The organism is Elstera sp., from assembly GCF_044372965.1.
Taxonomy (GTDB): domain Bacteria; phylum Pseudomonadota; class Alphaproteobacteria; order Elsterales; family Elsteraceae; genus Elstera.
The window spans coordinates 1-8,703 of the sequence record NZ_JBILQX010000154.1 but is presented as its reverse complement, the minus strand read 5'-3'; the positions used below and the strand labels follow the sequence as shown (position 1 = coordinate 8,703).

Below are 8,703 nucleotides of genomic sequence, written 5' to 3'. Positions count from 1 at the left end.
GCCCCGCCCGATTCCGCCAAAATCTTCGTGATCGCGGCCGTCAGCGAGGTCTTCCCATGGTCAACGTGACCAATCGTGCCAATGTTGCAATGCGGCTTGTTCCGCTCAAATTTAGCCTTCGCCATAATCGATATCCTTGCTAACGGATCACGCCATTTTGGCGCGGACTTCGTCCGCAACCGCCTGGGGAACCTGTTCGTAGTGATGGAACTGCATGGTGTACTGGGCGCGACCCTGGCTCATCGAGCGCAGAGTGTTCACGTAGCCGAACATATTGGCCAGCGGCACCATGGCAGAGACGACACGGGCATTCCCGCGGCTATCCATACCATTCACCTGACCACGACGGCTGTTCAGATCGCCGATAACGTCGCCCATATAATCTTCCGGCGTCACCACTTCGACCGCCATGATCGGTTCGAGCAGCTTCGGACCGGCCTTCTGCAGACCTTCCTTGAAGGCCGCACGCGAGGCGATTTCGAAGGCCAGAACCGACGAGTCAACGTCATGGTAGGCACCGTCGATCAACTGAACCTTGAAGTCGATGACCGGGAAGCCAGCGATAACGCCGGTATCCATCGAGCCTTCGATCCCCTTAACCACGCCCGGAACATATTCCTTCGGCACGGAACCGCCGACGATCTTGTTCTCGAACGTGAAGCCTTGGCCCGGCTCTTGCGGTTCGAACACGAGCTTAATGCGCGCGTACTGACCCGAGCCACCCGACTGCTTCTTATGGGTATAGTCGATCTCCGCTTTCTTGGAGATCGTTTCACGGTACGCGACCTGCGGAGCGCCGATGTTGGCATCCACTTTGAATTCGCGCTTCATGCGATCAACGATGATTTCGAGATGGAGTTCGCCCATCCCTTTAATGATCGTCTGACCGCTTTCGTGATCGACCGACACGCGGAACGACGGATCTTCCTTCGCGAGGCGCTGAAGCGCTTCCGACATCTTTTCCTGATCGGCCTTCGACTTCGGCTCGACGGCGATTTCGATGACGGGCTCGGGGAATTCCATGCGCTCAAGAATGATCGGCGCATTCGGATCGCAGAGCGTATCGCCCGTGGTCGTGTCTTTCAGACCGGCCAAGGCCACGATATCGCCCGCGCGGGCTTCCTTAATGTCTTCACGGCTATTGGCGTGCATCTGCAGCATGCGACCGATGCGCTCGCGCTTGCCCTTCACCGTATTGAGGATGTAAGAGCCGCCTTCCATGACGCCCGAATAGAGGCGCACGAAGGTGAGCGAGCCGACGAACGGATCGTTCATGATCTTGAAGGCAAGGCCCGACATCGGCGCTTCGTCCGAGGTTTCGCGGGGCTCTTCTTCGTCCGAATCGACCTTACGACCGACGATGGCATCCACGTCCAGCGGCGACGGCAGATAGGCAACAACCGCATCAAGCAGGGGCTGAACGCCCTTGTTCTTGAAGGCCGAGCCGAGGAACACCGGCACGAACGCCGACTTCACCACACCTGCACGGATGCACGCATTCAGTTGCTCCTCGGTCGGCTCAACGCCGTCGAGGTAGGTTTCCATCAGCGCATCATCCATTTCGACGGCCATTTCGACCAGCTTCGCGCGGTATTCGGCGGCTTGGTCGGCAAGGTCTGCCGGAATGTCGGTGTAGTGGAACTCAGCGCCCAGCGATTCATCTTTCCAGATGATCGCTTGCATCTTGACCAGATCGACCATGCCGACGAAGTCAGCTTCGGAGCCGATCGGAAGCTGCATCACCATCGGACGCGTGCCGAGGCGATCCACCATCATGTCGACGCAACGGAAGAAGTTGGCACCGATACGGTCCATCTTATTCACGAAGCAAATGCGCGGCACATTATACTTGTCGGCCTGACGCCACACGGTTTCGGACTGCGGCTCGACACCGGCCACCGAATCGAACACCGCGCAGGCACCATCGAGAACGCGCAGAGAGCGTTCGACTTCAATCGTGAAGTCGACGTGGCCCGGCGTATCAATGATGTTGATGCGATGATCTTTCCAGAAACAGGTCGTCGCGGCCGACGTAATCGTGATGCCGCGTTCCTGCTCCTGCTCCATCCAGTCCATCGTCGCGGTGCCTTCATGCACTTCGCCGATTTTGTAGGACTTCCCGGTGTAATACAGGATGCGTTCGGTAGTCGTCGTCTTCCCGGCATCAATGTGGGCCATGATGCCGATGTTACGATACTGTTCGATCGGGGTGGTGCGAGACATAATTCAGGTCCTTCGCGTGGGGCGACCGTTGACTACCAGCGATAGTGCGAGAAGGCGCGGTTGGCTTCCGCCATCCGGTGCGTATCTTCGCGCTTCTTCACGGCAGAACCGCGATTATTGGCCGCATCCAGCAACTCGCCAGACAGACGGTCAACCATCGTGGTTTCCGACCGCTTGCGGGCCGAGTCGATGATCCAACGGATGGCCAACGCTTGCGCGCGATCCGTGCGGACTTCGACCGGCACCTGATACGTGGCACCGCCGACGCGACGCGAACGGACTTCCACCAGCGGACGGACATTGCCCAGCGCTTCGTGGAAAACGTTCAGGCCTTCGGCCTTCGCGCGGCTTTCAGCCTTATCCAGCGCACCGTAAACGATGGCTTCTGCCGACGACTTCTTACCGTCATACATCAGACAGTTCATGAACTTGGTCAGCACGATGTCGCCGAATTTTGCATCCGGCAGGACTTCGCGGCGTTCCGCGGCTCTACGACGAGACATACCCTACCCCTCTTACTTCGGACGCTTCGCGCCGTACTTCGAACGACGTTGGCGACGATCTTTGACGCCCTGCGTGTCGAGCGTGCCGCGGATGATGTGATAACGCACCCCCGGCAAATCCTTCACACGGCCGCCGCGAATGAGCACGACGGAGTGTTCTTGAAGGTTATGCCCTTCACCCGGAATATAGCTCGTCACTTCGAAACCGTTCGTGAGGCGCACGCGGGCAACCTTACGAAGAGCCGAGTTCGGCTTTTTCGGCGTCGTGGTGTACACGCGCGTGCACACGCCACGCTTCTGCGGGCAGGCTTCCAGCGCGGGAACCTTGTTGCGCGTCCGCGGAGCTTGCCGCGGCGCACGGATCAACTGGTTGATGGTTGGCATCAGAGCCCTTCCTAAGCGATCCCCAAAATCAGCACGAAAACGAGACGCGGCGGGTTTCCCCATCGCCTCGCTTCAGCTTCATCTGATCGGGTCAAGCAAGACTGTCATCCGGCTTAACACTATGAAACCTTTTCCCAAACGCCCCTGAGCCACTGCCCGGAAACCTTTGGGAGCGCGCAAAATAGGCAGCACTCCGCCCCTCGTCAAGCAAAAGAGTCACAAAGCCGCCGAAAAATCGCACATAGCCGCCCTGTGCGGGCGAGCAGCGCCCACGGAACCGGAAAGGCAAAGCGCATTCGCCCCAGTGCGATTGCGCTGGTGCGAATGCGGGATGACCTTTTCGTTACATCTGTAAGCGCGTAGGCTGATTTTGGGCATTTATACTGTATGCGAGGTGTGGGGGATGAAGTGGTTGGATCGTTGGAGCCTGCTCACCAAACTATTGATCGCGCCAATTTTGGCCACACTCTTTATGGCCGCTATGGCCGGGGTGTTTCTCTCGTTTGTGAAGGACGATGAGGTCGCGACCGAACAGGTGGTTGAAGCGATTGGCGTGAGCCGGGCCTACGCACAGGCCGGAACCGTGGTGCAGCAGAGTCACGCGGCCTTGTTCAGGCTGGTTTCCTTTAAAATGGCGAACATGCCGGAGAGCATGCTGAGCCAGATTAGCAGCGAATATAGTGAAAAGCTGAAAGGCGTTTCAGAGGTCTTCGACCGGCTGGCGGCGTTGAAAGGGCTTTCTGCCGAGGCGCAGGCGCAGATCGAGACCATTCGCAAGGAACAAAAGGCCTATACCGAGATCGCCGAAAGCATCATCCGAACGATCCAGAATAGTGGCCTTGGCCTTGATTCGGCGATGATCGATGCCGAACAGCAGAATGGCTTCGTCGTCTCCTTGCTCGAAACCGCGATTCAGGAGCGGGAAGCCACGATAGCGTTGACGGTTTCGGCCCTTGAGCAAAAGCGAACCGAAGGCTCCAACCGCTTCCTTGGCCTGCTCGCCGGGGCGGTGATCCTCTCGGGCCTGGTGGCCCTCACCATCGCCCGACGCACCAGCCGGTCGCTCAATCGCATTACGGAAGCGATGCAGGAAATCGCCGCCGGAAACCTCAGCACCGATGTGGTGGGAGCCGACCGGCCGGATGAGGTTGGCGCGATTGCCAAAGCCCTCACCGTCTTCAAACAGAATGCCGTCGATAAGTTAACACTCGAACAGCAACAGGCCGAAGGTAAACGCCTAAGCCGCCGGGCCCTGCAAGACCGGATGGATACGCTCGCCAGCACCTTCGAAAAATCGGTAATTGGCGTGGTCGATATGGTCATCGCCTCGGCGGGTGAAATCTGCCAGATGGCCGAACATACCGCCGAGCGCCAAGAAACCGGCTCGACCAGCACGCTTGAAGTGGCGGGCGCTGCCGACGCCACCTTGGAGCGGGCCGAAACCGTTTCCGCCGCCGTTGAGGAACTCTCCAAATCGGTGGCCGAGATCGGCGAGAATATGACCCGCTCGGTAAGCTGCACCCGCCAAGCCGTGACCGACGTCGATCACGCCTCCGAACAGGTGAAGCGCCTTGCCGATGCAGCGATTGAAATCGGGCAAGTGGTGGATCTCATCAATCAGATCGCGGCGCAAACCAATCTGCTCGCGCTGAACGCCACTATCGAAGCCGCCCGCGCCGGAGATGCCGGGAAGGGCTTTGCCGTGGTTGCGGGCGAGGTCAAGAATCTCGCCGCCCAAACCGGACGCGCGACCGAGGATATCGCCCAGCGCATCGCCCGTATCCGTGAGGAAACCACGGGCGCGATGGATGGGATGACCCGCATCCGTAAAACCATCGCCGAGGTCAGCGAAATCGCCACCATCGTCGCCGCCGCCGTGGAGGAACAAGAGGCCACGACCGGCGAAATCACCCGGAACGTTCAAGGCGTCGCCACCGAAATGAGCCGCGTCACCGATGCCATCGGCACTGTCACCTTCGGCACCATCAAATCGTGCTCGGGGGCGATTGAAGTGCTGTGGGCCGCCGAAGGGCTGCTAACCCCGGCGGAAAAATTGGGGGCGGACGTGCGCGACTTCATCACCTATATACGTCAGCACGATGACGAGGCCGCTTAACCGGGACAATTATGATCTTAGACGCCGCTCTTGCGAACCTTCTCTCCCCCATCATTCTGTGCTTCGTGCTGGGATTGGTCGCGGGGGCGGTCAAATCTGATCTTGAGGTTCCGGCCCCCATTGCAAAAGGCTTTTCGCTCTATTTGATGCTGGCGATTGGCCTCAAGGGGGGCTGGAGTCTCGCGGCAAGCGGTGCGGGGTGGTCGGCAGCCCCCGCCCTGCTGGTAGCGGCCCTTCTGAGCCTCACCCTGCCCCTTCCCGCCTATGCCGCCCTGCGCAGCCTCTTAAAGCTCGATCAGCCGACGGCAGCCGCCATTGCGGCCCATTACGGCTCGATCAGCATTGTCACCTTCGCGTCGGCACAAACCTTCCTGGCGCAGCAGGCCGTTGGTTTTGAAGGGTATGTGGTGGCGATGGTGGCGATCATGGAAACCCCCGCCATCGTCACCGGCATTTATCTTGCCCATCGCGGCACGCAGGCGAAGGTGGGCGAGGCGGGACCAGGCGGAGCGCATCGGGATCATTTGCTGCGAGAAGTGCTGTTCAATGGCTCGGTAATGTTGCTCGTCGGCGGGCTTTTGATCGGCTGGGCCACCGGCGCGCGCGGCGAAGCTGAGGTGAAGCCCTTCTTTAGCGATTTGTTCAAAGGCGCACTGTGCCTTTTCTTGCTCGATATCGGCCTAACGGTCGCCCGGCGCGGGGCGGCGCTGAAGCGCCTCACTCTCGGCCTCATCGGCTTTGGCTTAATCATGCCGCTGGTCTCGGCCTCCGCCGGTTTGGGCGCTGGGTTGATCCTCGGGCTATCGCTGGGCGGGGTGACGTTGTTGATGCTGCTCTGCGCCTCGGCCTCCTATATCGCCGTCCCCGCCGCTATGCGTCTTGCCGTGCCGAAAGCCGATCCTGCGATTTATATGACGCTGTCACTCGCCGTGACCTTTCCCTTCAATATCGTACTGGGCGTGCCGCTCTATTATGCCGCCGCCCGCTGGGCCGTAGGGGGCTAACCGATGGTGCAAACCTATCCGCGTAAGAAGATCGAACTGATCGTCGAAAACGCCTACCTCCCGGCCATGCTGACGATGATCGATGCCAGCGGGGCGACGGGCTATACCGTTATTCGGGATATTCTGGGGCGCGGGCACCATGGGGAGCGCGGGCGGGAAGCGCTGAGGGAAAACGGCAATGCGCTGGTCATGGTCATAACCACCGACGCCATTGCCGAAACCATTTTGGTCGGTAGCCAGCGCATTTTGGGTGATGGTTTCGGTATTGTGACCCTATCGGACGTTCAGGTTTTACGTCCGGGTCACTTCTGAGCGTCACAGGCTTCGATAAACGAAAAACAGGCTAAGGAGTAAAAACACAATCGGCGTGGCCACCGCCGTCACATGCGAAAGAGTGTGAATGCGCGAAGGGGTGACAATGAGCGGCGTGTAAGCCGCCTCCTGCCCTGCAACATAGTTCTTCTTATAACGGCGCTTGCTCTGACGCACCTCCAAGAAGCCCGACACGATGGCGATGAAGGCGAGCATCGCAGCAATCGCCTGGGCGATGGCGATAAACAGCCGAATATTACCCTCTGGGTAAAGGTCGGGATGGGCACCCGCATACATCCATAAAGCAATAAATAAAATTTGAGATACAATCGTTATGTATACGCGGCGATTGATCAGTAAATCTTCACCGAAAATCTGATCTCTAAAAACCTCATAAATTTTTGTCTTGTGGGGATCAACCGGATTGTCAGACATGCACACCCTCAAGCCTTCTGCTTCAAGGTGTCGTTATAACGGAAACCCTGTCTCAGCCCTAGCGGGTATAGTCGCGGGTTGGTTAAAATTTTTAAGCGGAGAGGCTCGTAATAGCTGATCCGCGCCCTACGAGCCGTCCCCGCCGACTAAGCCTGCGCGGGCACCGTGTAGTTCAACGCCATCCGCCCGCCATCGGCATAGATCGTTTGTCCGGTGATGTAGCTTGAGGCCGCTCCCGCCAGGAAAACGGCGATGCTGGCGATTTCCGTAACCTCGCCGCAGCGCCCTAGTGGCGTGCGCGACAGAATGCGGGCGCGGGCGTCGTCATTATCCATCACCACCTTCAGCATATCGGTAAGGATGCTCCCCGGCCCGATGCCGTTGACGCGGATCTTGTGGGGCGCGAGGGCGAGCGCCGTATTGCGCGTGAGCTGATCGACCCCGCCCTTGGAGACATTGTAGGGCGTCTGGTTGGGGATCGCCATAATGCCATTAACGGAACTGAGGTTGATGATCGTCCCGCCCCGCACCGGCTGGCCTGCGGCGGTATCGGCAGCATTCTGGGCCACCATCTGCCGGGCTGCGGCCTGCGCGCCGAGGAAGGCACCCTTGAGATTGACCCGCAAGACCCGGTCGAAATCCGCTTCCGCAAGGTCGAGGAAATCCGCTGTATGGATGATCCCGGCGTTATTGACCAGACAGTCCAGCCGCCCGAAGCGCTGAACCGCCTCGGCCACCGCCGCCGTGACGGCGGCTTTATCGCCCACATCGCAGCGGATAAAGGCCGCCGCCGCGCCCAAATCGGCCGCGGCGGCTTCCCCCTTGGTGGTCTCGACGTCGGCCAGCAGCACCTTGGCGCCCTCGGCGATGAAGGCGGCGGCAATCGCAAGGCCGATCCCCGAGGCCGCCCCCGTTACCAGCGCGACGCGATTTTGGAGCTGCATGACCAATCCTTCGGGTTAAGTCGAAGCGGCGGCGCCCGGCACGGCATAGCCTGCCAGCCGAAGCCGCTCGGTGATATCCTCCAGACTGGTGGGATCGTCAATCGTCGCCGGCATTTTATACTCTTGGCTATCGGCGATTTTCTGAATCGTGCCGCGCAAAATTTTACCCGAGCGGGTTTTGGGCAGGCGCGAGACGACCAGCGCAGTCTTGAAGGCCGCGACGGGGCCAATTTTGTCACGGACCAGGGCAACGGCCTCTTTCTCGATTTCAGATGCCGGGCGCGTGACCCCCGATTTCAGCACCAGTAGCCCGAGCGGCACTTGCCCTTTGAGATCGTCGGCCACGCCGATCACGGCGCATTCGGCGACATCAGGATGCCCCGCCAGAACCTCTTCCATCCCACCCGTGGAAAGCCGATGGCCTGCGACATTGATAATATCGTCGATCCGGCTCATGACGAAGATATAGCCATCCTCATCGATAAAGCCTGCGTCGCCGGTCTTATAATAGCCGGGATAATCGACCAGGTAGGATTTGCGGAAACCGGCGTCATTCTCCCACAGAGTGGGCAGCGCGCCGGGAGGCAAGGGCAGTTTGATCGCCAGAATGCCGATCTCGCCGGGGGCAATCGGCTGGCCCTCGGCGTTCAGAACCCCCACCTTCCAACCAGGAACGGCTTTGGTGGGGGAGCCGGATTTGATCGGCAGCGCTTCCAGGCCTAAGCAATTCGCCGCCACCGGCCAGCCGGTTTCGGTCTGCCACCAATGATCGACGACGGGCA

Annotated in this window: 9 protein-coding genes and 1 pseudogene; 3 read left to right on the top strand and 7 right to left on the bottom strand. The window is 59.6% G+C overall.

All coding sequences use genetic code 11. The features are described 5' to 3' along the window. The 4 genes from ACIQ36_RS15755 to rpsL form a co-directional block, all read right to left on the bottom strand. A partial coding sequence (locus ACIQ36_RS15755; RefSeq protein WP_246664458.1) for a GTP-binding protein occupies window positions 1–125 on the bottom strand: 125 nt, incomplete at its 3' end. Window positions 126–147: 22 nt separating this feature from the next. Next, complete coding sequence (fusA, locus tag ACIQ36_RS15750) at window positions 148–2,223, bottom strand: elongation factor G (protein ID WP_395831025.1); 2,076 nt, start codon at window positions 2,221–2,223, stop codon at window positions 148–150. A 32-nt stretch (window positions 2,224–2,255) separates the two neighbouring features. Further along, window positions 2,256–2,726 carry a 30S ribosomal protein S7 gene (rpsG, locus tag ACIQ36_RS15745; protein WP_395831023.1) on the bottom strand — a complete coding sequence of 157 codons (471 nt, stop codon included), beginning with the start codon at window positions 2,724–2,726 and terminating at the stop codon, window positions 2,256–2,258. 12 nt (window positions 2,727–2,738) lie between these two features. Beyond that, a complete protein-coding gene (gene rpsL, locus ACIQ36_RS15740) occupies window positions 2,739–3,110 on the bottom strand; it encodes a 30S ribosomal protein S12 (RefSeq protein ID WP_045776240.1) in 372 nt (123 codons plus the stop codon). Between the two features lie 403 nt (window positions 3,111–3,513). On the opposite strand from rpsL, the gene ACIQ36_RS15735 reads away from it, so the two are divergent. Genes ACIQ36_RS15735 through ACIQ36_RS15725 form a run of 3 tightly spaced genes read left to right on the top strand, consistent with a single transcriptional unit; the run spans window position 3,514 to window position 6,542 of the window. Beyond that, complete coding sequence (locus ACIQ36_RS15735) at window positions 3,514–5,226, top strand: methyl-accepting chemotaxis protein (RefSeq protein WP_395831021.1); 1,713 nt, start codon at window positions 3,514–3,516, stop codon at window positions 5,224–5,226. 11 nt (window positions 5,227–5,237) lie between these two features. Then, a complete protein-coding gene (locus ACIQ36_RS15730) occupies window positions 5,238–6,230 on the top strand; it encodes a sodium-dependent bicarbonate transport family permease (RefSeq protein ID WP_395831020.1) in 993 nt (330 codons plus the stop codon). Window positions 6,231–6,233: 3 nt separating this feature from the next. Next, complete coding sequence (locus tag ACIQ36_RS15725; RefSeq protein ID WP_395831018.1) at window positions 6,234–6,542, top strand: P-II family nitrogen regulator; 309 nt, start codon at window positions 6,234–6,236, stop codon at window positions 6,540–6,542. Between the two features lie 3 nt (window positions 6,543–6,545). Here the strand turns inward: ACIQ36_RS15725 and ACIQ36_RS15720 are convergent, their stop codons facing one another. The 3 genes and pseudogenes from ACIQ36_RS15720 to prpE all read right to left on the bottom strand — a co-directional run. After that, window positions 6,546–6,977 carry a hypothetical protein gene (locus tag ACIQ36_RS15720; protein WP_395831016.1) on the bottom strand — a complete coding sequence of 144 codons (432 nt, stop codon included), beginning with the start codon at window positions 6,975–6,977 and terminating at the stop codon, window positions 6,546–6,548. A 146-nt stretch (window positions 6,978–7,123) separates the two neighbouring features. After that, window positions 7,124–7,921 (bottom strand): SDR family NAD(P)-dependent oxidoreductase, encoded by a 798-nt coding sequence (locus tag ACIQ36_RS15715; RefSeq protein ID WP_395831014.1) that lies wholly within the window; start codon window positions 7,919–7,921, stop codon window positions 7,124–7,126. A gap of 15 nt (window positions 7,922–7,936) precedes the next feature. Continuing rightward, window positions 7,937–8,703, bottom strand: a pseudogene (gene prpE, locus ACIQ36_RS15710) (propionyl-CoA synthetase); the annotation flags it as partial.